Here is a 25,648-nt window from a genome sequence, read left to right on the forward strand (position 1 = left end):
GTAAGATGAACATAGCTCATAACGAATCCTCCGTTGAATGTGGTGTGGTAGCTTTATTCTACACGAGGTCGTTATGGGTTTTTTTGTGTTTTCTCCTAGGTGTTGCACTTAATATTACAATTCGTCAGGCAATAAGAACTGGAAAACTATCCTTCCAATTATTTGGTTTTCTAATACTATTTATTGATTTAGGGTTTGTTGTAACTATAGATAACATGTTGATCGTTCAAAGAAAGATAAGTATAGAAATGACGAATAAAGACGTAAAAGTAATTAAAGCGCAAAATTATGTGACGGATAGAATCTATTTTTTTATTAATAATACAATGCCTTCATTTTATATGGTTATTTGCATTCTTCTAATAAGTATAGTCCTACATATCGATATATTAACTTTTTTATATCCAGACTTAATCTTAGGAGCAGTTATAAGTTTCTTTATTTTATTAAGCTTATACTCTAATACTTTCATTATGGAGAATTACTATTTCACTAATGTAAAAGAAGAATTAATTAAAACAACTAACGAGTATGATGTATATATGACTCAAAAAAAAGTTGTTATTTATATAGGTGTATTTATACTCTCATCATATGCTTGGTATCAAGATTTAATAGAGTTAGAAAAAAACTTCGATATAAAAAAAATCAGAGGTGATTTAGTTTTGATTACGACTATTCTACTTTTCTTCTTATCAACTGATCGAATTTTCAAGCTAATCCATGATGATTATGTGAAATTCCAAAAAGAAAGACAATAAATATTGCTCGGAACGGTTATAGAGTGACATATATTAGGAATCATACATACGTATTAAAAAAGGAGCTGTTCATATTGAAGAAAAAAATGTTGATTCTTTCCATCCTGTTGATTGCAGGTGGGGTACTTGGAAATATTTTATTCGATCGACTCGGTTATTTTCCGAATGCAGATTTCCGGATTTTGAGTATTCCGTTAGCAGCGGGAGCGCATTATTTTAATCTAGGACTGGTGTTGCTCGCGATGACGATAGTCGGACTGGTGTTACTGCCATGGTTTCTGGAGAAAAAACAATTTTCGAAAACGGTGCTGTCACTTGTATTAATTATTTGGTTGCCTTACGCCGTCTAAACAACATGGATAGGAGCGATGCTATCGTGAGCAAACTCATTAAACGTCTCCATCCCGATGCAAGGGCCCCCGGGGTATCAGCTGTTGACCTGAAAAAAGCAGAGCGTGCCTTAGGTGTGTTGTTTCCGGGTGAATACAAAGACTTGTTCTTACAGTCGAACGGTGCACAGTTTGGTGAATGGACCTTGTACCCTGTACCAACAGGTCAAACGTTTTCACTGGATATCGTTCGTCAAAACGAGAATCGTCCCGCCGGATTACCGGACGATTTGATTTGTATCGGTGAAAATCTGAACGGGGACAAGTTGTGTTACCGGATTCGGAAACGTTTCCTGCAGGAGCTCGTCTTTAGATGGAATGAACGGTCGGGAATCGCAAAATACCCGTCGTCTTCTTTGGGAGAGTTCGTCGATTGGCATGTCCCGAAACGAAAAACGAATCAGGCCTACCGAATTGGTCGTTTCACGGTAGAAGGCAACGAGCTAATCGTGACGGATCCTTATTACGGACTAGAAGAAGACACCGATTTACAGCTGATTTTGTCGAATGTGAAATCAGGCAGGTGGACCGCAGCTATCATTTACACGGAAGACGAATGGGTTGAGCAATTACTTGTTTTTGAAGGGGACAAAAAGCGAAGCGGCAAATGGCACCGGCAGGAAAAACTGGTCGGCGTCGACTCGGCACTGGCCGGCATTTTTGATTGGACAGCTTATCGTCAGAATCAAGCGATGGAGTTTGAGACAGTTGTTTCTGCCGATGATCAGGCTGGTATCGTCTCATTTGGTGCCGTCTCAACGTCAGGTTTTGGAGACGGGCTGTATGATGTTGACATCCAGTATGATGTCTCGCGGCAAATCGTCGGCGTACGGGTCAACTTCGCAGAGGACGAATGAACATCTGGTGGATTGGGAAATGAAGTGTAATACGTAACAGAAAAGAAGAAAAGTCAAAGGAGGACGTCTCGCAACGAGGGTGTCTTCCTTTTGTATTTATGCAAGCGATTGCATTCCTATTCTTTTAATACCTTGTCCTAAAAGAATCATATTTCTTGCAAAAAACTAGTTTTTATTTCTTAGGTTTTGTGTAAGAATAGAAAACAATAAACTGAGAGAATTTTTAGAAAAATGAACGAACAGACTATCTGCTTTTCGGGATAGGAGAGAGAAATCGTCATTTTTCAAATTCTAAATAATTTATTTGCTTTAAGCCTGGAGGGGAAAGTATGAAAGTGTTGAAAAGATGGAACCGGATTAGTTTAGTGAAACAAATTGTAATTGGCTTGATTTTTGGTATTATCTTAGCGGTATCGATTCCTGAAACCGCAAAATCCTTAACCATCTTTGGCACACTGTTTGTTTCCGCACTGAAGGCAGTCGCACCTGTTCTAGTATTTTTCCTGGTCATGGCTGCGATTGTACAGCATAAAAAGGGACAGCAGACGAACATGAAGTCGATCATCTTCCTGTATCTTCTCGGTACGTTCCTAGCGGGATCGATTGCTGTCATCATCAGCTTCCTGTTCCCTGTCTCTATCATTCTGACGGAGGGTGCAGAGAAATTGGCTGCTCCGGATAATGCCGTCGACGTGCTCCGAAAACTCGTCCTGAATGTGGTCGACAATCCGGTCAACGCATTGATCAAAGCCAACTACATCGGCATTTTAGCGTGGGCGATCGTCTTAGGGTTAGCACTTAAAAATGCCTCAGATACGACGAAGACGTTCATCTCGAACATCTCCGACTCAATCGCACAAGTCGTCGGGTGGATCATTAAACTCGCTCCACTTGGCATCATGGGAATCGTCATCGGTTCGGTGACGGAAAATGGTCTTAAATCACTGCTTGATTACGGTAATTTATTATTGGTCCTGATCGGGACGATGCTCGTCGTTGCACTGATCGTCAATCCGTTGATTGTTTTCATCAATGTCCGTCAAAATCCGTATCCGCTCGTCTTCAAATGTCTCCGTGAGAGCGGGATTACGGCCTTCTTCACACGGAGCTCGGCAGCGAACATACCGGTCAACATGGAACTCTGTAAAAAGCTTGGCCTTGATAAAGAAACCTACGGGATTTCGATTCCGCTCGGTGCGACGATCAACATGGGCGGCGCGGCGATCACGATTTCCGTCTTGACGCTTGCTGCGGTCAACACGCTTGACATCGCGGTCGATCTCCCGACGGCCATTCTCTTAAGCGTCTTAGCTGCCGTTTGTGCATGTGGAGCTTCCGGTGTTGCAGGCGGATCGCTCCTCCTGATTCCGCTCGCTTGTAGCCTGTTCGGGATTCCGAATGATTTAGCGATGCAGGTCGTAGCCGTCGGACTGATCATCAGTGTCTTGCAAGACTCGTTTGAGACAGGACTCAACTCGTCAACAGACGTTTTATTCACAGCGACAGCTGAATATAAAAAACGTTTGAAGGAAGGGGAGCAACTGTCGATCAACCGATCGGTCATGGCTGCAGAAACAACTGAAAAAGTCGTCAATAGCTGACTCGATTGTAAATATATCGGTGATGCTACAAAAAGGTTAAAACCACCCGGTTGGGATGTGTTTTAACCTTTTTTCTTTAGACGAATCGACCATCTTGGATTAACATCATAAAATAAAAATTCCCATAAATGGTTATCCATTTTATAATGAATAAGAAAATTTGATTTTTTAAGAAAAGTAATCATCGAGCAGAATATATGAATTACATAGAACATCTAGAAGTTCACTGTGGCGAGATAACGTACCATCTCGAGATTGAAGAATTACAAAAAGATGGATTCAATTGATGCAGTTTCAGGATGCACCGTTTCCGAATGCGGCTACGATGACGTCTCTCGGATTATTCCGGTTTCCGCTACAATTCGAGAACGGAGCCGTCGTCCATCAGGAGACGCCTTGATCTTCGGACGGACTGGGCGGAACGATTGCGACAACAGTTGCCAAGCGATACGGTGATTCGGCAGCTGAATTGAGAATGGTTCGCGGATCTATAAGAACGGGAGGGGAGTCATGCAACTCGACGGTCAGAATCATTTTTGGCTGTTCGAGAAGGATGGTCGGACACTCTACACGTTTCACGGCATCATGGGAGAGCGGTTAGAAGAACCAAAGAGCGAGCAGAAATTCTCGCGTTTTTTTAATCTGGATGCTTATACCCGGGAACTTGTAGTAGAGAAGCAGAAAGATGGATACTACGTCGTTCAAGATTTGGGTGGGGCAGGCAAAGGTTCATTACGGCAAACGCTTGACCGGACTTTATCCTACAGGGAAGAACTTTAATCGGAAAAATTAAAGGCGGAAAATATATAAATAGGAGTGATATTCATGGAATACCCAATCGGCTTACCTGGCATCACGGAAGAACGCCTCCAAGAGGTAGAGTCAGAACTCGGCTTTGAGCTTCCGAAAGAACTACGAAATAGGTACAAGCGCGAAAACAAGTTCAGCGTCGGCGAATGGGAATTTCATCCGATCAAGGACGAGCAATATATCAAACGGACATGGGACGATCTCGTTCGTGTTAACACGACGGATGCGGAGGACTATCCATCCGGGTTCTTGCGGATCGCAAGTGACGGCACAGGTGACGAACTCGGGTATCAGCTTCCGGACACGGAGACGATCGTCTTATGGGATCATGTAGAACAAGAGTTGTTTCCAGTAGCGCCGACGTTGAAGGCGTTTATTGAAAAGGAACAACAAATGGAACGGAGTGCGGAACAAGCAGAACTTTTCGTACAAACCGTTATCGAGACAGGAGTTGTCTACGGTCTATCAAAGTTCGAACAGTCGGGCTGGGCGTATTGTCCGTCGAATCAAGACGAGACGGACGTATTGTTATTCTTTTCGACGGAAGCAGCAGCGAAGGCTTTACAGACAAAGGAATGGGCGAACTATCACCTGATTCGCTTAGACCTGAATTTGTTCATGAATGGCTGGTTACCGAACATGATCGACGACGGACTCTATTGTGGCTTGAACTGGGGACCGGAGCTCGTCGGACTTGAGCTTGATCCGGAAGATGTCCTAGCAGATCTGGAGGGTTAACATGATTCAGACACTCAGTAAACAAATGGGTGGCATCACCTATGTCTGGTTCTTGTACCGCGACGGTCGAACGATCCAGATGTATCGCGGTGTTACCGAACAATGGAAACTCAATCAAGATGTCAGTGATTCAATTGAAGAAAAATATACATTTCGGCGCCAAGCAAAACGACGGATGGAGGAATTGATTACAGAGAAGCAAGCGGAAGGATACAAGCAGGATGATATTTACGGGATGCAACCCGGACGGAAAGAACGCGAGACGTTTCGACGCCGGACGAAATGGCTCGCTTATCTTCTTGTGGGACTCGGTCTGTTTCAGTTCGTGACACCGTTCTCTCTATTACCGATTGTTGTATTAGGTATCGGTATCGTTCTGATGTTCTTAGCATTCATCAGTAAAGATCAGTTACCAATGTGGTTACGGATTATCTGTTTCGTCGATTATTTCTTGATGCATGTCAGTTTTCGGCAAGTGCAGTATATTCCGCATCTATTTCCGATTCTGTCGATTGGTACAGGAACGGCACTCTTATTATATCTTCGAAGCAAGCACAAACGTAAAATCGAAAAAATCTCCTGAATGTGGAGATCGCTACATATGAATGAAACAAAGAGATTACGAATCCGTTTAAAGAATCAATTTCTGATATGACTAAAACTTCAAAGCATTGCACAAAGGTAGGGGAAAATAACAGTATGAAAGTAACCTATTCTCACGAAGAATTGTTAGCACTCGAAGACCCATTTGAATATGAAGTGGGGCTACCGATCCGAATCAGAGAACTACCGTCTTGCGTCATCGAAGAAGGGATTCCGGATAGCCGAGAACAATTGGATCGTCTTCTGAAAGATGGCTATACCTTGGTCATTCAGAAACCGCGAATTCCGAACCCTCCCGTATTTGCGGCGTTACCCGTGATAGCAGAGAATGCGTTCATGAAATTGCATATCTGCGAGGCAAATCATTGAGGATGCGTTATGGGAAGTCCTGTCCGAGAGTGAATACAATCAGCACTGGGTATACTTTTTACTGAAGAAGGTGGATAAAGTCAGATTCGAGTTGTCCTATACCCATGAAGCGCAACGCTCGCTCCGACTGTCTAGTCTCAAAACAAATGAACTTGTTTGTCTTCGTCTTGAGGTCAATCAAAGCGTGACGTGTCAGTGGGATTAAAAAAGGAGATTCTTCACGAAAACGTATGTCGAAGGGCATAGCGATGCGACACGCATCTTTCCATGGCTTGCGGATGCGAGTTCATCGATTCGTTGTTTATGTCTGGTCGGTGAAATGCTTTTGTTTCCAGAAGACATCGTCCAATTCAAACAAATCAGTAGTGAGATGTTCCATGACGAGCTAACGCAAAAGCATGCGCTGGGCACCTATCGCTTTTATGTAGTAATACTTGTCGGAAATGAGTTCCAGTCTAAAAGAATTTACGTCGGTATCGCTGAATTTGGTCTCGATAGCCATTGAGATGATTAGTGATTCTCCATCTATGTATACCATTATTTGTACGAATCATGATCGACCATCATATTGTCAGGAGCTACTTGCGCAGGTACATGACATCGGCTTAACAGAAAGCGGAAGTTTACCAGTCACCGAGATAGTTAGGACATTCACCGCACGAGGTTACGCTGTTTGTACGTGGGGGAGTTCGAGTGAAGAACAGGAACTTCAGTGTTTTCTTACTGCAGCCTTCTTATGACAAGGTAGAAAGAAGGGATTCAATGAGTCTGCGTGGTGTATCGTTTGAAATCCCGAATGAACCGGGGCGTGTCTTGATCGACATATTAAGTGCGATCGAGATGAAAGCGTATGATTGGTTTCTTCGCAATTTTGATTTTCCCATCCAAACCATGGACGGGGAATGGTATGACAGTTTAGAAGAGTTTTCGGTCGATCAGAATGTGACAGGACGTGAACTAGCGAAATGGCTAAGGGGACCTAGCAATTACCTGATCTTTGCTGAATTGTTTGCATTTGAAAGTGGTCAGACTGAAGAAGTCGGAATGACTTATGAATGGTTTCAGGAAAGTAATTGTCAAATCGCGATTTTGATTTATGACTGCTCGTACGTCGATATCTATTGTAAGGAGCAGCACGTATCGGAAGCGTTTTATGAGAACGCTGTGAAACGTGGATATACCAGAATCGAGTGGGTGACAGATGACAATGATCCTCGCACCCGTTTGTCGGTATGGTCAGAATAAGAAGTAGTCCTGACTAACAGATGTAAACGCTAAGCGTTCATGACTTGCACGCATTGTGATGGAAGGGAACGACACCAATCATGATCCAACTAATAAAACAAAGCGGCTCAGATATGCTCTACCGAACAATCAATACCGAGGGACGTCTCATCGTGCAGTATCAAGGAATCGTTGGAGCGTGGGTGAAAACAGAAGACGTAAAACAGATGCGCGTCTCACGCTTCAAACGATTAGGTGTACAGATATTGAGGTTGGTTGAGGAGTTTGAACGTCAAGGCTATCGCGAGCTGGACGACACAGATTACAAGGAACTAGTCGTCCAGTTTCCTTATGCCGAGGGTCAGGCAGAAGCGGCGCTTGAGCGCCGTCATATGATGGAAGAGATGATCGATGAAGGTCTGCTTCATACAGGAAACGGCTACTGTGAAGGGGGAGATATCGGTGGTAATACGACGAATATCTTTTACCATGTCCTTGATGTCGAGGCGGCTGTTTCTCTGATCTTTGAAGGGATGAAAGAACACGATGTGCGAGGCGAACCGATCATCACGGTACCAGAAGGAGAAACATACACTGGTCTATATCCTGAAGGAGCGACGTTCGATCTGATTGGTGAGGGGAAACCATGGAGCTGGATTCCGATGACGCAAGCGGAGGACGAGAAGGTCTGGCATGTCATTGATCAACAATTTCAATTCTCGCCTAGTACGACGATGTTTCCATCCTTCTATGCCCCAAGTCCGTTCATTACATACGAAGTGGATTACGAGAAACGAGAAGAGATGGAGCGGGAGCTACGACGTATTCTGACCGAGCTGACCGTTGAAGGAGAACGTGTCATGGCACTTGATTGGAATCATCAAGGATACTGGATTGACCCAAGACATCCGTTTCTTCGAAATGAAGAGGGAGACTGGATGATTCCGGCCGTTCCAGATGGCGATTACTCCTTTTTCATCGCTCGTGATTTTCGCTGGGGATATCTTGGTCATCCGTGGGAGGGGAGCATCACGTTATTTGGAGAAGATATGATTTCTGCGTTCCAAGGGACAGACATTTTTATGAATGAAATCCGGAGAGGATAAAAGGAGGTCAGAAAGTGAAAACACCATACGATCAGTATCAAGGCACAGCATTATGGCAGGTCATCTCGAAAGCAATCGATGAATTAGTCGACAATGATGATCTCGAAGAACGGACGACACATGAACATATTGTGGGCTATCTTTGCAGCAAACTAGAAGATCAGATTAAAGATGGAAAATAAGAATAGAATGCGACTTCAACGAGACGAATGGATTGATGTGTTCCGGGAACTGCTACCATGCGACGATTGGCAAGACCTCATCCGTCTTCAGGTGAGTCAGCATTTGTATCCGTTTGAAGTAAAGTTGCTGGAACGACCACTCAAGCAGAATCCGAACATCAGCGATTTTTCGGATTGGACGGTTCGATCCCATTTCATCATGACCAATGCCGCGCAACTTGAACAATTTCTCGAACATCTTGTCATCGAACAGCAGGAAATGGCGACTGAAGTAGAAGTGACGCTCATCGTCCAAAAACAAGAACAAGGAATCGTCCGGGTCACGAACGATTGTGTCGCGATGTATGGAGTCGCATATGAGGAGCTTGATGAATCAGGTACAGAATATGAGAACTTTTTTGATGCAGTCTTACCGCATGCCACGTTTCCGGTCGAGGTCGTCTTTTGTGGTCGGGATGTTTTAGAAAACCATGATTCGATTCACGTGATGACGTTGCACGACTCCAATTGGCAAGCTGTTTTTGAAGAACATTTATTGCATTTGCTGAATCGAAAAGAAGTGACGACAGGGAAGTCTTCGCGTTCCTCGAAACAAACGCTCGAGGACTTCATGTCTGAATTCTCGTTATTGATGGCGTATAACTTCATCGTGACCCGCGATGCAACGGATCGATTTGGCATGCTCGATCACTTTTGTACGAATGGAAAGATCGCACATTTTGGAAAAATAGACAATGTAGAGACATCTTTCAAGTAACGATAGAAGTATCAAACATAAGGAGGAAGCGTAATGAGCTTAGCGTCATATATCTGTATGGAGAGACAAATTCCTGAAAAGTATCTCAATTTGGATGAAGAAGATGAAACACTTCCCTTATATATAGGACCCAGTTTTGCGGATAAAGATTGTCTGTATGAAGTAAAAATGAGACATTTTCATAAATGGTATGTATATGAGATTTCAAGTGATTGGGGAATCGAGATCGTCGAACCTTTTGATTCTAGCATTTCAAAGGAGTCAAAGGAAAAGCTACGTTATCTATTTACGTTCATGAATGACTTCTTAGATGAGGGTGAATCGTTTGAACTGTATACATGTTGGATTGGGGATGAGTCCTATCCGCAAGAGAAAAGTATGACACTGTCTTTAGAACTTAATCAGTTAGAAGACATTGAGATTCCTGAAAGAACCCATATTTTGATCACGAAACAGAGTGAAAACTAAAAACCGCTGATCACAGCGGCTTCGTTTTAGATGATTCACTCTTGTGCATAGACGATGTCTGCGATGGCATGGACTTGCGCAAGTGTCATCTCAGAATAGAATTCGATTGATAAAGGGTGATCCGTTGGCTCGAGTTCAAAGAAGGGAAGTTGACCGGGTCCTTCGTCATGGACCATCACTTTCAAGTTGACGGTATCCGGGTAAGCCGGTAGATCGCTTGAGAACCAACCGAACATCGGCTCTTCGATAAGAGGACGTTTCTTCTCGTTGAAGCGAGCGAAGTTGTCAGGGCTCAGGCTCACCCATGTGATCCACCAGAAGGATTCGTCTTGTCCAGCGATCGGGAGTTCAAGAATCCCCTTTACGAAGTAATGTGGACCATCCAGTTCTAGCACACACCACAAGTCGTGCATCTCACTTTTCGTCGCTTTTTCTTTCTCAGACATTTGTTCATAATACACCGGGCCGAGCGTTTCATACTCGGTCGGGAGTTCTTCGTGGCGTTCGCCACAGATGGCGCAAGGCATAAGTTGTTTCATCAAAATCACCTCTAACTGGAGTTATGTATGGTTTGCGGTCGAGTATCAGTAAAGACCATAACTATAGTCTAGCATCATTTTATTAACAATCCTGAAGACGACGGTGACAATCCAACGAAAGTGAGGGGATTAATATGCACATTTACATCGAAGAACAGCAGAATCATGCAAAGACGATTAAGGAATACCATCTTGTGATGAAGGGACAAGACCGAATCAAATCCATTTTTTCTTTTGAGTATTATAACGATGATTCCGATGAGGAAGAAATCATCTCGTACGAAATAATGTTAACCCAATTATTCAAGCGGTTGAATCGTTTTCCAATCTATCTCTCTTTTGGATTCCATGAACTGACTGATTTAGAAAAATAAGATTTGATGTCTACGGTTAAGCACAAACAATTACCGTATACAGAGATTCTAATCACTAAGCGTGAGAGATATATGACCGTCGAAGTGAATCAACCGACTGACTTACTGCAAATACTAGCGAAGTCTATTTCATTGGCTAGTAACAACGGCTACTATTTGATTGCTTTCACCGATTTATTGGATTATGTAGTTGGATCAAACAGAGCACGTGGAGGGATTTCCATGTTATACATCGATCTCGAAGAACATACGAATCATGCAAAAGTGATCAAAGAGCGTTATCTCGACATTGATCAACCAGGTGCTATTAAGTCGATTTATTCGATGGGCTGTATTCCGAATGACGAGAAAAGAGACTATCAACGTGATTCGAATGATGTATTGAAGCATTTTTTGACGCGTCTGAATCGCTTTCCGCTATTTGTTACGTTCGGCGGTGGTTTTACCAATGAAGAAGTGGAACCGTTTTTTCAGAAGGAAAATCTGTTATATACAAAGATTCAATCAGATAAGAGCAGTCCTTATTATAGCCTTCAAGTAAACGATGCGAGCGAACTTGAGCGTCTACTGGACGAAACGTATTGGTATGCGGCAGTAAACGATTTTTTTTCCTATCGTTTACGAATCTCCTGTCGTTTGAGCAGAGAATGGTCAAAGGATGGTTTTTCAAAAAAGAACGTATCGTTCCCGTCATTCGTGCGACGAACGAGATGTCGTTCATCACGATGGAGCATGATTTCATGGGCTATTATCTGTTTTCGAATGAAGCTTGTTTTAATACTGAAGACAAGATCAAAGCGTTTCTTCCGAAAGGAGACAGCATCGGCTACTATGATTGACATCCGGACGGGTGATATAAGGGAGGATATCATGTTTGGAATTAGTACGAGTTTAAAAGAAATGCCAAAAGAAACAGAGATGCTCTGGTATCCGAGCAAAGTCCAACGCTTTTTAAGAGAAGACTTCGCAAGTACATCCAATCGTTGCGATCTCCTGATTAATCTCGATCCTTACGCCGATAAATTGTTTGGAGCGAGAGAAGTGAACGAGTTGATCGGAATTTGCGAGCTGCTTATTCAACGCTATTGCACACCGAAGGAAGCATGGATGATGAATCAAGCGAATTATTATGCGAATGAGCCGTGGATGATGCATCCGTCAGACAATCGAATGATGGAACTACATCAATTTTTAGAATTGTTGAAGCGGATGTGCATCGCGTCCGTCTATCAGAATACGTTGGTTTGTTTTTGGGGCGACTAAACGATTGAATATTAAAGAATATATGTATAAATTGGAGTTTTGAAAAGTGAGAAAAAAGCTGAAGATAACTGGAATTGTAGTGGGTGTAAGTCTATTTTTATCTGTCGTGTGGATGATCTATCGATTATTTTTCTTAGTTGATATCAATGTTGTTCCAAAAGAAGAGTATATCTCGAAAAGTACCTCGCCCGATCAGGCATATACGATTCGTTTTTACCGCGCAAATGGTGGTGCGACGGTGGATTTCGCGATGCTTGGCATCATGGAGAACAAGGATGGAGAAAAGCGCAGAATGTACTGGGAGTATCCTTGTCGCGAAATAAAAGAAGTGAAGTGGACAAAGGATACGGTGACGATCAATGGCACAAAAATTAAGATATGGAGTCAAGTCTATGACTTCAGAGAGGGGATATACGAAGCAGATTAAGAAGAACATAATGGGTATTCAGCAAATCTTGACGAACAATCAAGTTACGTAGTTGTTAGAAACCAAGCATGGATGAAGCACAATGCTTACCAACTGCTTGGTTTCTTCAACAAATAACGAGGTGGCGGACCAAAAGATTGCTCTGCTTCGAAATACGCCAATTCGCCTGGAATACAGGAAATGATTGAGGCAAATCCGAAGCCGATGGCGTGCTCGAGTGCTTCACGGAGAGGTAACGTTTTCCCGCTGATCAGCTCGTTTTCTGATAGACAATAGCACGTATCTGATGCACCGTGCTGCTTCATTGAACTACCTCCACCTCTAAGCGAAGCGTAGGTGGAGGTAGTTCAAGAAGGTATTGAAGAAACAATCAAAGGGTTGCTTAATGCTGTCAATGTAAGCAAATGAGACCACATCTGATTGGTGATGTGGTCCTTTTTGAGGAGTCAACTTACTATTAGCATAGCAATGGGGCTTCTTTTGTGACGGGAAGAATCATCCACTCCGAGTAGGTTTTTTTGGAACTTTTTTCATAAATGAAACTTAATAAAGGGAAATATCGTATTTGTTAGTAGTATAATGTTTTTATAAAACACAACGAGCTACTAATAGAACACGATACATATCTTGGAGGTAACGCTTGTGATTTTACCATTCATCGGTCTTGTTGCCGGTCTCTTCTTATTGATAGTAGGAACGTACTTCATCCGGTCGAAGCATGCGAAGCAGACGCCTTTAGAGGGACATGGGAGTTACGTCGACAACATCGATTCATTCGTTCTTGGCATCCTACTCTCAATCGGAACGATCATTTTTTGTTCGTTGACCGTCAGACAGTACGGTTATATATGTATCGCAGGAGGATTGTTCGTACTGTACGGTGTCAATTCTGTCTGGTAAACGATTGAGATGAGGAATTGGCTCATCTTGGAAGTAGTACATAAAGCGGAGTAAAGGGAGAGCACGATGATTCAATTGTTAAAACAAATCGACGATCAAGTGCACCACATCGTCTATCATCAGGAAGGACGAACGTTGTTTTACCGGGAAGGGATTGCCCGTAAGGAGAAGCAAGAGGGAAGTGACGAACTAGTCCAGGTCAATGTTGAAACAGCGACCATGGTAGTCAAATGTCGGCACGTAATAGCAGCATATCGGCAAAAGAAAGAATGGATTCGCCTAAAGAAAGCGGATGGCTACTTCAAGTCAGATTTCCCTTCGTCAAAAACGATGGACAAATGGATTGAACGTCGCAGTAAAAAACGGAAAGTATTTGTCGCACTGTTCACGATGCTTTGTGGACTGTCATCACTGACGGGAGTGTTGCCCGTCCCAGGCTATATTCCGTTATTTTATCTCCCGTGGGTTTGGCCGATGGATGAAGGGAAATCGAGGAGTGCCCGTTTCTATCGCTGGTATGGAGCCATCATGCTGATTCCCTTGGGCGGAACGTCAAAAGACTACTTAAACCCGATTAATCTTTCGATCAGCGGTACGGTGTGCCTCGTCTCCGGTTTTCTCTTACTGTTGCATGTAATCCAAACGCTAAAAGAAGAAGAGACGAAGGAAATTACTCTATGAGGGACAAGGAGAAACAATTGATTTATTTGAAACGAGAAAACGGTCGGCAGGTTGACCACTGGGTCTGTTACCGAATTGGTCGGACGCTGCACCAGGGTTTTATCCAGGAGGACGAAAGCGGTCAATCGAATGACGGCGAAATGACGAAGGAACGGTATCCGCTGTACATCGGCATGCGAAAAAGAATGCGGCACTTGGCGGAAGAAAAGAAAGCACTTGGCTTTCGGTCGTTGATAGCGGAAGAGGAAGCAGCAATCGTCAACGGTGACGAAGAACTCGATTCAACCTTTCTTAAGCAGGCGATTCTTTATGCCTGGTTGATGCTTTTAATGGGCATTTTACTGTTCGTCAGTCCCTATACGATTCCGAACGTCGTGGCATTCAGCTTAAGTTTATATGTCTGGTGGGGGATTTATGGGAAAACCGGTATTCCGAAAATTGTGCGCAAGTATTTCCACCTGACGCTTTTTATCCTGACACTGTTACAAGTTCTGTCAGTCTTCGGACTGGAAAATGTCCTGCAACCGGTTTATGCGACTAGCTGCATTCTGTCGTCAATTGTTCTTCTTTTACTAGTTGTAAAGCATTACTTGTACCCTTCAAAGAAAGCAAATGAAGGTGCACCGACGATTGAAACCAGTCCGTTGCAAGAGTATTCAGAAGAAGAGTGGTGATTGCATTCAATTTTTACAATATCTAAAAAGGGGAAATCAGCTTGCCTAAAAAATCACTGCAGGACCATGCTTTTTACGGAAACATCAAAAAGCTGAAAAAGTGTATCGACCGCGGGGACGATCTGGATACACTGGATGAAGAAGGAAATTCGGCATTGCACTGGGCAATCGAGGAAGGGTATGACGAAATCGTCACGCTGTTGCTTGACCACCGGGCAGACATCAACCGACGGAGCCGGGACGGGTTAATGCCATTGCACCTTGCTTTGTATGAAAACCGGTCCGCTATCGCGATGCAACTAATTGACCGTGTTGCCGCTCTTGATTTTGACGGACACGGATTCACGGCGTTGCACTTCATCGCTGCGCGCTCCGGCAACAAACGAGTCTTGCGTCGCTTACTTGAAGATCAGGCACGTGTTGAATGGCAGACGGACGACGGAGCAGGACATACACCTCTGCATTATGCCGCGCAGGAAGGAAAAGCAAAGAAGATTGTCATGTTGGCAGCGGCGGGAGCTGATGTCAATCGCATCGAAATGAACGGATTTGCACCGTTGCACCTCGCAGCGGGAGAAGGGCATGTCAAAGCGGTGGAAGCATTACTGGCGGCAGGAGCAGACATCGAAATCGAAAATACGTTAGACGCTAACAATACAGCCCTGATGCTCGCCAGTCAGTATGGTCTGACGGACATCACGAAAGTGTTGCTGGCACACGGTGCAGAGCGGGATCATCAGGATGCAAAAGGGCGAACGGCGCTCGACTTTGCATTGAAACACCGGTATCCGGAAATCATTAAGCTGTTACAAACCATACATAGGGGGAATTGAGATGAAAAAATGGATTGGTCTTATCATTATTGTACAAACGATCTTGTTTGGCATGCTGATTATTCAACTCGACAAAATGACAGACACGATTGCGGAAGTTGGGGCATATATCGCTACGAAAAACGGTAGTCTTGCTTGGGGAGGCGGCCTTCCGGTAATGGATTATGTCTTATTTGGCATCTTGATCATTGTCGGGATCTTTCTCCTCATCCCGGAAGATAAATTAAAGTGAAAACGGTTAAAAAAGTGTAGGTCGATTCAAATGTCTGGTGATAAAATAAAAGATGGGAGATTTATCCTGATATTTACTTAATTTTATTTAAAAGGGTGGGTTCATATGAAAAAAGTAACATTTCGGAACGTGTTAGCAAGCGGTGTCGTGACAGCGCTCGTATTGACAGGGGCTTCCTTCCAGGGAGGAGTCGCCGATGCGGCGACAAAAACAAAGACGACCCGAGTCGTGAAGAAGAAGACGGACTATAAAAAGTATCGCGCGAAACAATTGAAAGTTGTTGCTTCATACGATAGCACCCTCTTTCACATAGATCGATTTGGTGGCATCAAGGTGCCGGACTATGTGACTGATCCTGTCTACCGTGCACAAGTCGAACGGTATAATAAAAAAGTCGAGGCGTTTAAAAAAGACCGTGCAGCTGCGGTCAAAGAAGTCAAAGCAATTAAAAAATTCATTCCTGAAGTGAACACGGCGAAGGAGAAAAAGATAACGGATCGACGTGTCGCGGTCTTGAAGAAAGAAACGGCACGCTTGAAGACGAAATCACAAGCGTTGTTGAAACAGGGCCAAGCTTTGTACAAAGTCATCACAAACTATGAGAAACAACAAGTCCTCTCGTTTGAAAGCCAGTACGGTTCGATCAGCAAATCGTTGACGCTGATCAGCTACCGGGACTATTTGACGCGCTTGGACAACTATTTAATAGAAAATCATTACAGCAAGGATGCAAAAGCGGATATTATCGACCTTAACAGTGAACGGATGTTAAACGCACGGGAAGAATCGTCAGAACGGTTAGGGGACACGCGTGGCAAGATGTTCCTGTTGATTTACGCCGGTAAATTCGAAGAAGCGAACGAACTCTTTACGTATGCGAAAGACACGATCGTCGTCGAGGAAAACGCCCGATTAGACGCGTTGTACACGAAAATCATTGAACGGTATATGAAGAAGTAAATATAAAACAGCATCCTGCCGGGGTGCTGTTTTTACGTAAACAAACAGGAAAGGAAGAATCATTCTCCCTTTCCTGTCATCGGTTATTTTCCTGGCTTTGTTTTATAGAAGCTGTAGAAGACGCTGATCAGGATGACGAGGACGATTGTTCCGAGCGACATCCAAATCGGCATTTTGTAGACATCACCGAGAATCATCTTCGCTCCGATGAAGACGAGCATGAAGCTGAGTCCGTGCTTCAGGTAGTAGAAGCGGTCGATCAGGTTCGCGAGGACGAAGTAGAGACTCCGGAGTCCGAGGATTGCCATGATGTTCGCATAGAAAATGATGAACGGATCACGCGAATAGGCAAAGCTTGCTGCGACCGAGTCGACGGCGAAGACGATATCCGAGATTTCGATGAAGATCAACGCAATCAACAGCGGCGTGAAGAACAACTTCCCGTTGATTCGCTGCGTAAACTTACCGGACGAGATGTCCTGTGTGATCGGCAAACGTTTTTCAAGCCAACGGACCGTCTTGTTCTCTTCAAGCGACGTTTCCTGCCCGATGTTCTTAAACATCATGTAACCGGTGTAGACGAGGAACGCACCGAAGATGTAGTAGACCCAAGCAAAGTTATCAAGAAGCGACACCCCGGCGACGATGAAGATGACGCGGAAGAGGATGGCACCGAGAATGCCCCAAAACAGGACTTTGTGCTGATACTTCAACGGAATCGCAAAGTACGCAAAGACGAGTGAGAAGACGAAGACGTTATCAATCGCAAGTGCCTTTTCGATGAAATAGACGCTCGTGTACTCAATGGCAGCGTCGCTGCCTTGCGCATAAAATAACCAACCGCCAAAGGCAACGGCGAGTCCGATCCAGACGAACGTCCACGTCCAGGCTTCGCGGAGCGAGACCTCATGGGCTTTCCTGTGAAATACGCCAAGGTCCAATGCGAGCATGATGAAGACGATGGCTAAAAATACAATCAATAGTGTCAACAGCGCTTCCTCCTTTTAAGTGGTGTTCTGTTCATATTTCAATTATAGGTTCAAATGAACTCGAAGTAAAGGATTAAATGTGCTGATTGTTTTAGATGACGAGGACGAATACGTAACGGATCAAAGTGTCACATAGCAGAAAGAGGGGATGAAAGACATGAAGCCGTACAGTGCGATCAACAAAACTGCCTGGGAGTACCGGGCTTATGAATTTTGGCGACAACGTGACGGGGCGCCGCTGGATAAAGCAAACGAGATTTTGAGTAACCCGAAAGCAAGTCTTAAAAAACATCAGGACTATTTTCAGGAAGTGACCGGCAAACGGATTGCTAACCTGTGTGGTTCGAACGGTCGCAAAGCGGTTCCGCTGGCGTTGCTCGGTGCTGACGTCACGGTCTTCGACATCTCGGAAGCCAATCGCCGGTATGCGCTTGAGCTTGCGGCTTGTGCCGGGACGGAAATTGAATACATCGTTGGTGATATTCATGACATCGACTTGCAAACCTATCAGCATCAGTTTGATGTCCTGTATCTTGAAGGAGGGATTCTGCATTATTTCCACGACCTGAAAACGTTTATGGGAATTTTATTTGCTTTACTTAAGCCGGGCGGGAAGCTAATTTTAAGTGACTATCATCCAATCAAATATTGTATTGATGAGGAATCACAGTACATCCCGCGTTATTTCGGTCAGGATACATATGAAGCGGAAATTGCCTATCAAACACATTTTGATCCGGCTGAACAAACGGAGTTTCCGAAGGTGATGCTGCGGCATTATACGATGAGTGAGATTGTGAACACCGTCATCAGTAGCGGCTTCACGCTCGCGCAACTGGACGAACACCGGGGCTGGAACGATGAAAACATCCCGTGGGAGTTCACGATTGTCGCGACAAGATAAAACCCAGCGTCCTGATGGATGCTGGGTTTGTTTGACGATTATCGGTTTTTGTCATTTGCAAATATGAAAATTCATTTTTACAGGCGTTCAAGACGACGGGAAACGGCAGTGAGAATAACTGCCAGAATGACCATGACGCCACCGACCCACGGTGTGTGGACGAGTCCGATCGTGTCGGCGACAAGTCCGCCGATCGTCGCACCGAGGGCAATCCCGATATTGAAAGCGGCGATGTTTAACGCGGACGCGACATCGACGGCAGCCGGTACATATTTTTCAGCGAGTTGAACGATATAGAGTTGCAGTCCCGGGACATTCATGAACGCAAGAAGTCCCATCAAGATAATCCCGATGATACCGGCGACTTTAAACGGAATCATGAAGGACATCGCGATCATGACAATCGCATGGACGATGAACATATAGAACAATGCTTTGATTGGATTACCGTTAGCAAGCTTTCCGCCGACGGCGTTGCCGATCGCAACGGCAATCCCGTAGACGAGCAGAATGATACTGATCAAGCTTGGACTGATTTTCGTTACGTCCTGCATGATCGGCGTCAAGTACGTAAACGCGACGAACGTTCCGCCGTAACCAAGAGCTGTGATCAGGAAACCGAGCATTAAGCGTCCGTTCGTCAACAGTTTGAACATGTCCGAGAACTTAGCAGGTGGTGATTGTTTCAAGTCTTTCGGAATCAAGAAGAAGCTCGCGATGATGGAAATGATTCCGAGTGCTGCGACGGCAAAAAATGTCGCGCGCCAGCCGAACGATTGACCAATGAACGTCCCGAGCGGTACACCTGTGACGGTCGCGACTGTTAATCCTGTGAACATCAAGGCGATGGCACTGGCTTTCTTATGTTCCGGTACGAGCTGGACGGCAATCGTCGCACCAATCGAGAAGAAAACGCCGTGTGAGAAAGCAGTGATGAAACGGGCGACGATCAATAGTTCAAACGTTGGTGATATGGCGGAGACAAGGTTGCCGGCGATGAAGACGACCATCAATGCCATCAGCAACGTCTTGCGGTTCATCCGATTTGTTAGAGCAGTCAGAATCGGCGCACCGACGGCGACACCAATCGCATAACCGGAAATGATGAGACCAGCGAGTGTAATACCGATATTTAAGTCATCGGCAATCGCTGCGAGCAGTCCGACGGGGACAAACTCCGTCGTACCGATACCAAAAGCGCTAATTGCAAGTGCGAGCAGGGCGAAGCGGCCGTTTTGCGGGACCTGTTCCCGTTCGGCACGCGGATTTAATTGATTCATGATGATTCCTCCTAAAGTAAAATGAAGTAAAGCAGCGTAAGCGTGCTCTGAACGACCGGGCCCGGTTCGTTTTGATGAATGAGAAACGCTTAGGCGTGACCTCATCATAGAGCGAGGGTTTTATAAATGGAAGTACGTACTTTCAAGTACCATAGAAACTAAAAAGTACCCTACCCTCATCGATTGAAGCAATGGACGAAGGTGGCTTGTACTTTCCGTTGACAATTGTTATCATAAACCCATCAAATCAACTTGAGAAGTACGCACTTTCAAGTACGATAGGCACTAAAAAGTACCTGTCCCGCTGTACTTCAAGAATCGAAAGGAAGAATCAGCATGGCCTACAACATTCCGGTCGAAGCGACGCTACAAGTCATCGGAGGCAAATGGAAAGTCGTCATCATGTGTCATCTCATTAAAGGCGAACGCCGGACAAGCGAATTGAAAAAACTGATGCCGAACATCACGCAGAAAATGTTGACGCAACAACTACGGGAACTGGAACAGGACGGTGTCATCATCCGGACCGTTTACGAACGGGTCCCGCCGAAAGTCATCTATTCCTTATCCGAATACGGTTGGTCGTTGCGCCCAATCTTAGACGCGATGTGCGCCTGGGGCGAAGGACATATCGATTTGACGGGCGAGGAAGTCGTGTCTTCTTAAAGCGGGCCATCATACTGCACAGCAAAACGACCGCCTGGAGTCAGGTCGGTCGTTTTTGTTAGTCCGATTGGAGTGTATGACCATGCGAAAGGAAGTAGGGGTTAAAACGGCGAATTCCTTATTAAGGAAATTCATACCTTAATAGGAGGTGGTCGATTTGAATAGTTCGTTAATGTTTTCGGTCGATGTATGGTTTTACATTTATTTTGCCATCGGGGCAGTGGTTGTTTTTCTCATCGGTTACGGGATTGCCAAGAAAACACAAAAGCAGGACAGCGGCTTTTCGTTTATCCTGCTGATGAGTGTGGTGTTGTTCACGGCACTAGCCTACTGGTTCAACGGTGCGGCAAGAGAAGTCTTTATGGGCACGTTGCCTTGGCTGGTCAATCTCGTATTCGGCGGAGTACTTTTGATCGTGTTCCTTGTTTGCTCCAAAATGCTTTTCAAAAGAATATAAAGGTCAGTCGCAATCGACGGATGGTTCCTTTCATAGGACCGTCCGTATGTACGTGGTTAAAGAGGGTAACGATTGCCTCGTCGTTCGATGACGAGAATGTGATCCGTGATTTCTTCCGGTTCGTCGTCGAACGGATCATACGTGATTCGTTCGGACAACCAGATTTGGTATTGCTCCAAACCCTCGATGGTTTGCAAATAGTTCGGCAATCGTTCGGTCGGTTCCGTTAAAGTTGAATCGGTAAACGGAAAATTATCGTCGTTCGGATTGTTTGTATGGATAAAAACGGCGTCCAATCCTGCATCCAGCCGGGACAGTTCGATCCAGAGCTGGTACGGCTGACCCCACGTTTGAAGGGCGGTGTTTAACTCATCCATCAGATGAAACAGTGCCTGGACATGTGCTTTTCGCATTTTAAGGTGACCGTTCCCGCGTCCGTCAAAATCAAGATGGACATGCCAAAAATCGAACCAGCTGTCGGGACTGAAATCGAGCGGATGATCGCTGAGTTGTTGTTCTTTTTGCAGATTTCGGAAGTAACGCCGTTTGCCTCTGAATTTTTTCATCTTATGTAAATCCTTTCTTACTATAAATATTCTTATGGATGTCTGCTTGAAATGTTATTTGTCTAATGCCTGACGGCTCCTTATACTTAAAGTATCGCAGGAAAAGGAGCGAACACAATGATAGATTTTGAATGGTACCGGAGCTTTATCCATGTGTACCAACAACGTTCGGTCTCAGCGGCCGCACGGATTCGTTTCTTGACGCAACCCGCCGTCAGCCAGCATATCGCGGCCCTCGAGGCGGAATTGCAAAGCTCGCTGTTCATCCGGGCTCCGCGGCAGATGGTGCCGACCGATGCCGGCAAGGAGCTGTATACGCAAGTCGTCGGTTTGATTGACCGTTTGGAAGAACTGTCGCTTGAAATGAAGTATGTCGCAGGGGAACAAACTCGTCCGCTGTTAAAGTTCGGCGGACCGACCGAATTCATTACCCATGAAGTAATTCCGGTCCTGCCGCTTGATCTTGCCCAGTACATCGGCGATTTCGGTTTGACCGACCAATTGCTGAAGCGGCTCGCAGCAGGTGAACTCGACTTTGTCATCTCGACAAAACGAATTGAGGAACCAGGTATTCAGTATGTCCCGATTGCCGACGAAACTTTTTTCCTGGTCGCCCCTTACGCCTGGGAGCAACCGGATGATGATTTGAAGAGCTGGATGGATCGTCAGCCGTGGATCAGTTACGGACTCGAACTGCCGATCATCCGGCGCTATTACCAAACCCAGTTTGGGGAACGGCCGGACATTCGACCGGAGATGGTGTTGCCGAACGTCGATGCGATATTAAAAGCCGTCGCTTCTTCACATGGTGTCAGCGTGTTGCCGGATTATTTGATTCGGCAAGCGCTCAAGGACAAAACGATTCAAATCATCGCACCGGAACGTTTTGCGACGAACCACATCTATATGGCGTACCGGACCGAATCGCGGCATGATCCGTTGATGCTCGATATTTTAGCTGCCTTGCAACACAAAAAGTAGGATCCAATTGCGGATCCTACTTTTTATGTTGTACATAGAAGAGACCCGCCTAAATATAGACAGGTCTACTTTGGATTAATTAAGCGTCTTGATGACGGCATTTGCAACAGCAACCGTAGATTGTGGATTTTGACCGGTTACAAGATTTCCGTCGACTTGGACGTTTTCTGTGAAGTTGTCGGCGACGATGATGTTCGCACCGAGTTCACGGAGACGTGTCTCAAGCAGGAACGGCATGTAGATGTCGAGTCCTGTCGCGCGTTCTTCTTCATCCGTGAATGTGGCGATCGTTTTACCTGCGACAAGTGGCGTTCCGTCTGTCAGTGTCGCATTGACGAGTCCAGCTGGTCCATGGCAGACGGCAGCAACGGTTTTACCCGCTTCAAACAACGTCCGCAGTGCGTGGTTCAAGGTATCGCTGTGTGGCAAGTCGAACATCGTCCCGTGACCACCCGGCATGAAGATGGCATCAAACGGACTGAAGTCGCTGATGGATTTCAGATCGAGTGTGTTTTCGAGCAGTGGTGCTGTCGCTTGAATGTCTGTCGGTACTTCGTCTTCGAGGCTGCGGGCGTCGATTGGCGAAAGGCCGCCGTTTGGACTGGCGACCGTAATCGTATAGCCTTCTTTTTGGAACGCGACATAGGCTTCGCCGAACTCGGATAACCAAATCCCTGTCGCGTGTCCTTCTTTCATTTCGCTGGCGTTTGTGACAACCATTAAGACGTGTTTACTCATGTTGTTTTCCTCCTTTTTCGTTTGCCGATTGGCTACGTGATTAGAATAGCGCGTAGTTGATGTAAAAACAAATTAATAAAAATAGGTTTATCTATAAATAAATTTATATCAGAATTCACAGAAAAGGAAAATTTATTTAGAAACAATATTTTAATTTGATTACGCTTTCAAATAAAACATTGTTTCTATTTGGGGTGATTGTTATACTAACGGTGAACGCAGGGGAAAGCACCAACGGCGGTTGGAAAAACGCCAATCAGTGGATGTACAAGCAGTTCAAGCAGGGGTCAAAACAAAAGGGGAGCTGAGCATATGGGACAGAAACTCAACTGGACAGCAACACTCGGATTGACGACGGCGCTACTCGCCGCGTCACTGCCAATGCAACCGGTCGCGGCCGAAACGACACCATCCGTCACGGAACGGGTCGACGCGCAACTGGAACAGATGACACTCGAACAGAAAATCGGACAAATGATCATGCCGGATTTCCGGTTATGGGACGGGGTCAATCATACGAAGCTGGCACCGGAAGTCGGACGGGTCATCGACCAGTTTGACTTAGGGGGCGTCATCTTATTTGCGGAAAACGTCAGTGAGACGGAGCAGACGACAAAATTGGTCCATGACCTGCAGGAGGTCGTCAAACAGGATCCAAGCAACGATATCCCGTTGTTCGTGACGATTGACCAGGAGGGCGGCATCGTGACACGCCTCGGGACGGGGACGAATTTACCGGGCAACATGGCACTTGGGGCGACCCGGAGTGCATTATACGCGGAAGCGGCAGGCGGCATCATCGGGTCCGAGTTGAACGCTCTCGGAATCAACGTCAACTTTGGTCCGGTCCTAGACGTCAACAACAATCCGGGCAATCCGGTCATCGGCGTCCGGTCGTTTTCGAGTGATCCGAACCTGGTCGGGAAACTCGGTTCGGCGATGACACAAGGCATTCAGGAGCAAGGTGTCGCTGCGACGGCGAAACACTTCCCGGGTCACGGGGATACGGCGGTCGATTCGCATTACGGTCTGCCGGTCGTCGACAAATCACTGGCTGAACTGAAACAGCTTGAACTGATTCCGTTTAAACGGGCGATTGCGGAAGGCATCGACATGATCATGACGGCACATATCGGGATGCCGCAAATTGAGGATGAAGTCGTCGAGTCAAAACAAGGAACGTTCCCGTTACCAGCGACGTTGTCGGATGACGTCATCACCGGTGTCTTACGGGAAGAGCTCGGCTATGAGGGACTTGTCATCACCGATGCCTTGAACATGCAGGCGATTGCCGACAACTTCACGGAGTCGGAAGCCGTCATCAAAACGTTTAAAGCAGGCGGCGATATCGCCTTGATGCCGACGATTCTTCGCTCAACAGAAGACGTGACGAAACTGGAGACGATTTTTGACGATGTGCTTGCAGCGGTCGAAAGCGGTGACCTGTCGGAAGTGGACATCGATCAGTCCGTCACGCGGATTTTGACACTCAAAGCAAAACGCGGCATATGGAGTGAAACGGACACACCGGTCGCGCTCGACGAAAAACTGACACAGGCAAAGGCGGTTGTCGGTAGTCCTGAACATAAAGCGCTTGAACGCAAAATAACGGAAGCGGCGGTCACACTCGTTAAAAATGATAAGAAAACCTTGCCGTTTAAACCGAAAAAAGGCGAGACGATCCTTGTCCTGTCACCGGCAAAAGATCAGACAGACAGTATGGTCAAGACAATCCGCTCGCTTGAGAAAAACGCCGGCAACCTGAAACACGTCAACATCTTGACGGAAAATTATACAGCATCAACTCAGCACCTGAAGCAAAATCCGGTCTTGCAGGAAAAGCTTGATGCGGCGGACTACATCATCGTCGGCTCAAACGTAAATAACAGTGAGAAGCTGAAAACGACATCGGCGGACCATTATGTACCGGCGGAAGTGTTCCGTCAGGTGAAACGGACTAACACACCGTCCGTCCTCCTCAGTCTTCGGAATCCGTATGATGTCGCCGTGCAACCGGACGCGAAAGCACAACTGCTTGTCTACGGTTTCAAGGGGGATCCCAATGGTCCGGACTCGGAATCCGGGAACACGAAATCAGCTGGACCGAATTTACCGGCAGGAATCCGCGCCATCTTTGGTGAAGTGAAACCACAAGGGAAACTGCCCGTTGACGTTCCGAAGTTCAAAGACGGCACGTTCCGGAACAGACTTCATCTTGAATTAGGGGACGGGTTCAAGAACTGGAACCGGTAAAAATGATGGGAATAGGTAAGCTCAATCAATCTGATTGGGCTTTCCCTATTGACTTGTATTGCAATT

Annotated in this window: 34 protein-coding genes; 28 read left to right on the forward strand and 6 right to left on the reverse strand. The window is 45.6% G+C overall.

Features of this window, described 5'->3' with window-relative positions; genetic code table 11:
• The 13 genes from KNQ04_RS14110 to KNQ04_RS14170 all read left to right on the forward strand — a co-directional run.
• Nucleotides 1–761 (forward strand): hypothetical protein (locus KNQ04_RS14110; protein WP_214851538.1); only part of this gene is annotated, 761 nt, incomplete at its 5' end.
• A gap of 74 nt (nucleotides 762–835) precedes the next feature.
• Entirely contained in the window at nucleotides 836–1,111 is a 276-nt protein-coding gene (locus KNQ04_RS14115) for a hypothetical protein (protein WP_214851539.1), read from the forward strand.
• Between the two features lie 26 nt (nucleotides 1,112–1,137).
• The gene (locus KNQ04_RS14120) at nucleotides 1,138–2,007 is read left to right on the forward strand and encodes an SMI1/KNR4 family protein (RefSeq protein WP_214851540.1); all 870 of its coding nucleotides are present in this window, start codon (nucleotides 1,138–1,140) and stop codon (nucleotides 2,005–2,007) included.
• A 329-nt stretch (nucleotides 2,008–2,336) separates the two neighbouring features.
• On the forward strand, nucleotides 2,337–3,608 hold the full coding sequence (sstT, locus tag KNQ04_RS14125; RefSeq protein ID WP_214851541.1) for a serine/threonine transporter SstT: 1,272 nt from the start codon (nucleotides 2,337–2,339) through the stop codon (nucleotides 3,606–3,608).
• Between the two features lie 510 nt (nucleotides 3,609–4,118).
• Complete coding sequence (locus tag KNQ04_RS14130) at nucleotides 4,119–4,388, forward strand: hypothetical protein (protein WP_214851542.1); 270 nt, start codon at nucleotides 4,119–4,121, stop codon at nucleotides 4,386–4,388.
• 45 nt (nucleotides 4,389–4,433) lie between these two features.
• Nucleotides 4,434–5,156 (forward strand): DUF2750 domain-containing protein, encoded by a 723-nt coding sequence (locus KNQ04_RS14135; RefSeq protein ID WP_214851543.1) that lies wholly within the window; start codon nucleotides 4,434–4,436, stop codon nucleotides 5,154–5,156.
• 1 nt (nucleotide 5,157) lies between these two features.
• Nucleotides 5,158–5,739, forward strand: a complete 582-nt coding sequence (locus KNQ04_RS14140) for a hypothetical protein (protein WP_214851544.1) — start codon at nucleotides 5,158–5,160, stop codon at nucleotides 5,737–5,739.
• A 116-nt stretch (nucleotides 5,740–5,855) separates the two neighbouring features.
• A complete protein-coding gene (locus KNQ04_RS15685; protein WP_251137071.1) occupies nucleotides 5,856–6,128 on the forward strand; it encodes a hypothetical protein in 273 nt (90 codons plus the stop codon).
• A 693-nt stretch (nucleotides 6,129–6,821) separates the two neighbouring features.
• Nucleotides 6,822–7,373: a DUF2691 family protein gene (locus KNQ04_RS14150; protein WP_214851545.1), complete on the forward strand. Its 552-nt coding sequence runs from the start codon at nucleotides 6,822–6,824 to the stop codon at nucleotides 7,371–7,373.
• A gap of 80 nt (nucleotides 7,374–7,453) precedes the next feature.
• Nucleotides 7,454–8,458: a DUF2716 domain-containing protein gene (locus KNQ04_RS15690; RefSeq protein ID WP_251137072.1), complete on the forward strand. Its 1,005-nt coding sequence runs from the start codon at nucleotides 7,454–7,456 to the stop codon at nucleotides 8,456–8,458.
• A gap of 14 nt (nucleotides 8,459–8,472) precedes the next feature.
• Entirely contained in the window at nucleotides 8,473–8,640 is a 168-nt protein-coding gene (locus tag KNQ04_RS14160; RefSeq protein WP_201302342.1) for a hypothetical protein, read from the forward strand.
• 7 nt (nucleotides 8,641–8,647) lie between these two features.
• Nucleotides 8,648–9,397, forward strand: a complete 750-nt coding sequence (locus tag KNQ04_RS14165; protein ID WP_214851546.1) for a hypothetical protein — start codon at nucleotides 8,648–8,650, stop codon at nucleotides 9,395–9,397.
• Nucleotides 9,398–9,430: 33 nt separating this feature from the next.
• Nucleotides 9,431–9,865, forward strand: coding sequence for a hypothetical protein (locus KNQ04_RS14170; RefSeq protein WP_214851548.1), 435 nt, complete (start codon nucleotides 9,431–9,433; stop codon nucleotides 9,863–9,865).
• Nucleotides 9,866–9,900: 35 nt separating this feature from the next.
• Here KNQ04_RS14170 and KNQ04_RS14175 read toward each other — a convergent pair whose 3' ends face one another.
• Nucleotides 9,901–10,404, reverse strand: a complete 504-nt coding sequence (locus tag KNQ04_RS14175) for a DUF2199 domain-containing protein (protein ID WP_214851550.1) — start codon at nucleotides 10,402–10,404, stop codon at nucleotides 9,901–9,903.
• Nucleotides 10,405–10,538: 134 nt separating this feature from the next.
• Between KNQ04_RS14175 and KNQ04_RS14180 the strand changes: the two genes are divergently transcribed.
• The 4 genes from KNQ04_RS14180 to KNQ04_RS14195 all read left to right on the forward strand — a co-directional run bounded on the left by KNQ04_RS14180 (nucleotide 10,539) and on the right by KNQ04_RS14195 (nucleotide 12,468).
• Nucleotides 10,539–10,778 carry a hypothetical protein gene (locus KNQ04_RS14180; RefSeq protein ID WP_214851551.1) on the forward strand — a complete coding sequence of 80 codons (240 nt, stop codon included), beginning with the start codon at nucleotides 10,539–10,541 and terminating at the stop codon, nucleotides 10,776–10,778.
• 647 nt (nucleotides 10,779–11,425) lie between these two features.
• A complete protein-coding gene (locus KNQ04_RS14185) occupies nucleotides 11,426–11,617 on the forward strand; it encodes a hypothetical protein (protein ID WP_214851553.1) in 192 nt (63 codons plus the stop codon).
• 31 nt (nucleotides 11,618–11,648) lie between these two features.
• Nucleotides 11,649–12,041 carry a hypothetical protein gene (locus KNQ04_RS14190; protein ID WP_214851555.1) on the forward strand — a complete coding sequence of 131 codons (393 nt, stop codon included), beginning with the start codon at nucleotides 11,649–11,651 and terminating at the stop codon, nucleotides 12,039–12,041.
• Between the two features lie 46 nt (nucleotides 12,042–12,087).
• A complete protein-coding gene (locus KNQ04_RS14195) occupies nucleotides 12,088–12,468 on the forward strand; it encodes a DUF5412 family protein (RefSeq protein WP_214851557.1) in 381 nt (126 codons plus the stop codon).
• A gap of 86 nt (nucleotides 12,469–12,554) precedes the next feature.
• Here the strand turns inward: KNQ04_RS14195 and KNQ04_RS14200 are convergent, their stop codons facing one another.
• A complete protein-coding gene (locus KNQ04_RS14200; RefSeq protein ID WP_214851558.1) occupies nucleotides 12,555–12,773 on the reverse strand; it encodes a hypothetical protein in 219 nt (72 codons plus the stop codon).
• Between the two features lie 337 nt (nucleotides 12,774–13,110).
• On the opposite strand from KNQ04_RS14200, the gene KNQ04_RS14205 reads away from it, so the two are divergent.
• The 6 genes from KNQ04_RS14205 (at nucleotide 13,111) to KNQ04_RS14230 (ending at nucleotide 16,748) form a co-directional block, all read left to right on the forward strand.
• Nucleotides 13,111–13,368, forward strand: coding sequence for a hypothetical protein (locus KNQ04_RS14205; RefSeq protein WP_214851559.1), 258 nt, complete (start codon nucleotides 13,111–13,113; stop codon nucleotides 13,366–13,368).
• A 66-nt stretch (nucleotides 13,369–13,434) separates the two neighbouring features.
• The gene (locus KNQ04_RS14210) at nucleotides 13,435–14,049 is read left to right on the forward strand and encodes a hypothetical protein (RefSeq protein ID WP_214851560.1); all 615 of its coding nucleotides are present in this window, start codon (nucleotides 13,435–13,437) and stop codon (nucleotides 14,047–14,049) included.
• On the forward strand, nucleotides 14,046–14,723 hold the full coding sequence (locus KNQ04_RS14215; RefSeq protein ID WP_214851561.1) for a UbiA prenyltransferase family protein: 678 nt from the start codon (nucleotides 14,046–14,048) through the stop codon (nucleotides 14,721–14,723). The genes KNQ04_RS14210 and KNQ04_RS14215 overlap by 4 nt, the downstream gene beginning before the upstream one ends.
• Nucleotides 14,724–14,764: 41 nt before the next feature.
• The gene (locus KNQ04_RS14220; RefSeq protein WP_214851562.1) at nucleotides 14,765–15,556 is read left to right on the forward strand and encodes an ankyrin repeat domain-containing protein; all 792 of its coding nucleotides are present in this window, start codon (nucleotides 14,765–14,767) and stop codon (nucleotides 15,554–15,556) included.
• A 1-nt stretch (nucleotide 15,557) separates the two neighbouring features.
• On the forward strand, nucleotides 15,558–15,788 hold the full coding sequence (locus KNQ04_RS14225) for a hypothetical protein (RefSeq protein WP_251137073.1): 231 nt from the start codon (nucleotides 15,558–15,560) through the stop codon (nucleotides 15,786–15,788).
• Nucleotides 15,789–15,893: 105 nt separating this feature from the next.
• Nucleotides 15,894–16,748, forward strand: a complete 855-nt coding sequence (locus tag KNQ04_RS14230) for a hypothetical protein (protein WP_214851563.1) — start codon at nucleotides 15,894–15,896, stop codon at nucleotides 16,746–16,748.
• An 83-nt stretch (nucleotides 16,749–16,831) separates the two neighbouring features.
• Here KNQ04_RS14230 and KNQ04_RS14235 read toward each other — a convergent pair whose 3' ends face one another.
• A complete protein-coding gene (locus KNQ04_RS14235) occupies nucleotides 16,832–17,737 on the reverse strand; it encodes a TerC family protein (RefSeq protein ID WP_014970243.1) in 906 nt (301 codons plus the stop codon).
• Nucleotides 17,738–17,894: 157 nt separating this feature from the next.
• Between KNQ04_RS14235 and KNQ04_RS14240 the strand changes: the two genes are divergently transcribed.
• Nucleotides 17,895–18,641: a class I SAM-dependent methyltransferase gene (locus tag KNQ04_RS14240; RefSeq protein WP_214851564.1), complete on the forward strand. Its 747-nt coding sequence runs from the start codon at nucleotides 17,895–17,897 to the stop codon at nucleotides 18,639–18,641.
• 77 nt (nucleotides 18,642–18,718) lie between these two features.
• Here KNQ04_RS14240 and KNQ04_RS14245 read toward each other — a convergent pair whose 3' ends face one another.
• Nucleotides 18,719–19,921 carry an MFS transporter gene (locus KNQ04_RS14245; protein WP_214851566.1) on the reverse strand — a complete coding sequence of 401 codons (1,203 nt, stop codon included), beginning with the start codon at nucleotides 19,919–19,921 and terminating at the stop codon, nucleotides 18,719–18,721.
• A 336-nt stretch (nucleotides 19,922–20,257) separates the two neighbouring features.
• On the opposite strand from KNQ04_RS14245, the gene KNQ04_RS14250 reads away from it, so the two are divergent.
• Nucleotides 20,258–20,587 carry a winged helix-turn-helix transcriptional regulator gene (locus KNQ04_RS14250; protein ID WP_214851567.1) on the forward strand — a complete coding sequence of 110 codons (330 nt, stop codon included), beginning with the start codon at nucleotides 20,258–20,260 and terminating at the stop codon, nucleotides 20,585–20,587.
• 157 nt (nucleotides 20,588–20,744) lie between these two features.
• On the forward strand, nucleotides 20,745–21,044 hold the full coding sequence (locus KNQ04_RS14255) for a hypothetical protein (RefSeq protein ID WP_214851568.1): 300 nt from the start codon (nucleotides 20,745–20,747) through the stop codon (nucleotides 21,042–21,044).
• 56 nt (nucleotides 21,045–21,100) lie between these two features.
• On the opposite strand, the gene KNQ04_RS14260 is transcribed toward KNQ04_RS14255, so the two are convergent.
• Nucleotides 21,101–21,610, reverse strand: a complete 510-nt coding sequence (locus KNQ04_RS14260; protein ID WP_214851569.1) for a hypothetical protein — start codon at nucleotides 21,608–21,610, stop codon at nucleotides 21,101–21,103.
• Between the two features lie 117 nt (nucleotides 21,611–21,727).
• Here KNQ04_RS14260 and KNQ04_RS14265 point away from each other — a divergent pair, with 117 nt between their 5' ends.
• A complete protein-coding gene (locus KNQ04_RS14265; protein WP_214851570.1) occupies nucleotides 21,728–22,591 on the forward strand; it encodes a LysR family transcriptional regulator in 864 nt (287 codons plus the stop codon).
• A 75-nt stretch (nucleotides 22,592–22,666) separates the two neighbouring features.
• On the opposite strand, the gene KNQ04_RS14270 is transcribed toward KNQ04_RS14265, so the two are convergent.
• Nucleotides 22,667–23,329 carry a type 1 glutamine amidotransferase domain-containing protein gene (locus tag KNQ04_RS14270; protein ID WP_214851571.1) on the reverse strand — a complete coding sequence of 221 codons (663 nt, stop codon included), beginning with the start codon at nucleotides 23,327–23,329 and terminating at the stop codon, nucleotides 22,667–22,669.
• Between the two features lie 312 nt (nucleotides 23,330–23,641).
• On the opposite strand from KNQ04_RS14270, the gene KNQ04_RS14275 reads away from it, so the two are divergent.
• Nucleotides 23,642–25,582, forward strand: coding sequence for a glycoside hydrolase family 3 protein (locus tag KNQ04_RS14275; protein ID WP_214851573.1), 1,941 nt, complete (start codon nucleotides 23,642–23,644; stop codon nucleotides 25,580–25,582).
• Nucleotides 25,583–25,648: the final 66 nt, after the last annotated feature.

Source organism: Exiguobacterium sp. s193 (genome assembly GCF_018618755.1).
GTDB lineage: Bacteria > Bacillota > Bacilli > Exiguobacteriales > Exiguobacteriaceae > Exiguobacterium_A.

Bases quoted from the DNA above. Each gene is read 5' to 3' on its own strand.
- sstT (WP_214851541.1), top strand. From the start codon at position 2,337: ATGAAAGTGTTGAAAAGATGGAACCGGATTAGTTTAGTGAAACAAATT.
- KNQ04_RS14130 (WP_214851542.1), top strand. From the start codon at position 4,119: ATGCAACTCGACGGTCAGAATCATTTTTGGCTGTTCGAGAAGGATGGT.
- KNQ04_RS14135 (WP_214851543.1), top strand. From the start codon at position 4,434: ATGGAATACCCAATCGGCTTACCTGGCATCACGGAAGAACGCCTCCAA.
- KNQ04_RS14140 (WP_214851544.1), top strand. From the start codon at position 5,158: ATGATTCAGACACTCAGTAAACAAATGGGTGGCATCACCTATGTCTGG.
- KNQ04_RS15685 (WP_251137071.1), top strand. From the start codon at position 5,856: ATGAAAGTAACCTATTCTCACGAAGAATTGTTAGCACTCGAAGACCCA.
- KNQ04_RS15690 (WP_251137072.1), top strand. From the start codon at position 7,454: ATGATCCAACTAATAAAACAAAGCGGCTCAGATATGCTCTACCGAACA.
- KNQ04_RS14165 (WP_214851546.1), top strand. From the start codon at position 8,648: ATGCGACTTCAACGAGACGAATGGATTGATGTGTTCCGGGAACTGCTA.
- KNQ04_RS14170 (WP_214851548.1), top strand. From the start codon at position 9,431: ATGAGCTTAGCGTCATATATCTGTATGGAGAGACAAATTCCTGAAAAG.
- KNQ04_RS14175 (WP_214851550.1), bottom strand. From the start codon at position 10,404: ATGAAACAACTTATGCCTTGCGCCATCTGTGGCGAACGCCACGAAGAA.
- KNQ04_RS14180 (WP_214851551.1), top strand. From the start codon at position 10,539: ATGCACATTTACATCGAAGAACAGCAGAATCATGCAAAGACGATTAAG.
- KNQ04_RS14185 (WP_214851553.1), top strand. From the start codon at position 11,426: ATGGTCAAAGGATGGTTTTTCAAAAAAGAACGTATCGTTCCCGTCATT.
- KNQ04_RS14190 (WP_214851555.1), top strand. From the start codon at position 11,649: ATGTTTGGAATTAGTACGAGTTTAAAAGAAATGCCAAAAGAAACAGAG.
- KNQ04_RS14200 (WP_214851558.1), bottom strand. From the start codon at position 12,773: ATGAAGCAGCACGGTGCATCAGATACGTGCTATTGTCTATCAGAAAAC.
- KNQ04_RS14210 (WP_214851560.1), top strand. From the start codon at position 13,435: ATGATTCAATTGTTAAAACAAATCGACGATCAAGTGCACCACATCGTC.
- KNQ04_RS14215 (WP_214851561.1), top strand. From the start codon at position 14,046: ATGAGGGACAAGGAGAAACAATTGATTTATTTGAAACGAGAAAACGGT.
- KNQ04_RS14225 (WP_251137073.1), top strand. From the start codon at position 15,558: ATGAAAAAATGGATTGGTCTTATCATTATTGTACAAACGATCTTGTTT.
- KNQ04_RS14230 (WP_214851563.1), top strand. From the start codon at position 15,894: ATGAAAAAAGTAACATTTCGGAACGTGTTAGCAAGCGGTGTCGTGACA.
- KNQ04_RS14240 (WP_214851564.1), top strand. From the start codon at position 17,895: ATGAAGCCGTACAGTGCGATCAACAAAACTGCCTGGGAGTACCGGGCT.
- KNQ04_RS14245 (WP_214851566.1), bottom strand. From the start codon at position 19,921: ATGAATCAATTAAATCCGCGTGCCGAACGGGAACAGGTCCCGCAAAAC.
- KNQ04_RS14250 (WP_214851567.1), top strand. From the start codon at position 20,258: ATGGCCTACAACATTCCGGTCGAAGCGACGCTACAAGTCATCGGAGGC.
- KNQ04_RS14260 (WP_214851569.1), bottom strand. From the start codon at position 21,610: ATGAAAAAATTCAGAGGCAAACGGCGTTACTTCCGAAATCTGCAAAAA.
- KNQ04_RS14265 (WP_214851570.1), top strand. From the start codon at position 21,728: ATGATAGATTTTGAATGGTACCGGAGCTTTATCCATGTGTACCAACAA.
- KNQ04_RS14270 (WP_214851571.1), bottom strand. From the start codon at position 23,329: ATGAGTAAACACGTCTTAATGGTTGTCACAAACGCCAGCGAAATGAAA.
- KNQ04_RS14275 (WP_214851573.1), top strand. From the start codon at position 23,642: ATGGGACAGAAACTCAACTGGACAGCAACACTCGGATTGACGACGGCG.